Genomic DNA, 687 nt, shown 5'->3' on the forward strand with positions numbered 1-687 from the left:
TTTTAAGGCAAACACAAAAAAGCCCGCGAAACCTATAGGCTTGCGGGCTTTTGGAAATGTGATCTAATACTAAACATCACACTCAAAAGATAATATCTTTTGAGCAATATACATGCTCATAAGATTGATATATGACTCTTTTATTGTATTCGGCAAGAATATCTAAATCATTCTCGCTATATTCAATAGTTACCCAGTTACCATTATTTTTCAAATGTCTTTTATATTCCTGTTTCATTTCCTCGCTACATGGCAATGAGTCTATTGATGCAAAAATAAAATTAACAAATGAAGTTGAGTCTAAATTAAACTCAAGCGATAAATACGAATTGTCTTCATCATCAGTTACAGTAGTAAAAGATCTATCTGAAAGTAGAACTGATTCATCTTTGTTATATGTATTCAAGAACGCATAAACAACATAGTCAGCACTTAAATAAAATTTATTTACAAGGTTTGATAACATATTATCGCCATCTTTATCTTTTACTATTAGTAGCAGATAGATAACCTTCAACCATTCTTTATACTCATCAATGGTTACATTATATAATTTTGACCGGTAAGTGAAATGAGGGTGAGAACCTTCATCAATACGGCGAAATAACTTAAAACAGCTATCATCTAAAGGATATAACCCCGTCATTGATTTAAATGTATTTAATGTCCTTTTAATACAATGGGGAT

General features: G+C 30.7%; 1 protein-coding gene. It reads right to left on the bottom strand.

The features are described from left to right. Positions 1–82: 82 nt before the first annotated feature. The coding region (locus tag L4C36_RS23860; protein ID WP_428480219.1) for a hypothetical protein at positions 83–687 on the bottom strand (605 nt) is incomplete at its 5' end.

The organism is Photobacterium japonica (assembly GCF_050337005.1).
Taxonomy (GTDB): Bacteria; Pseudomonadota; Gammaproteobacteria; order Enterobacterales; family Vibrionaceae; genus Photobacterium; species Photobacterium japonica.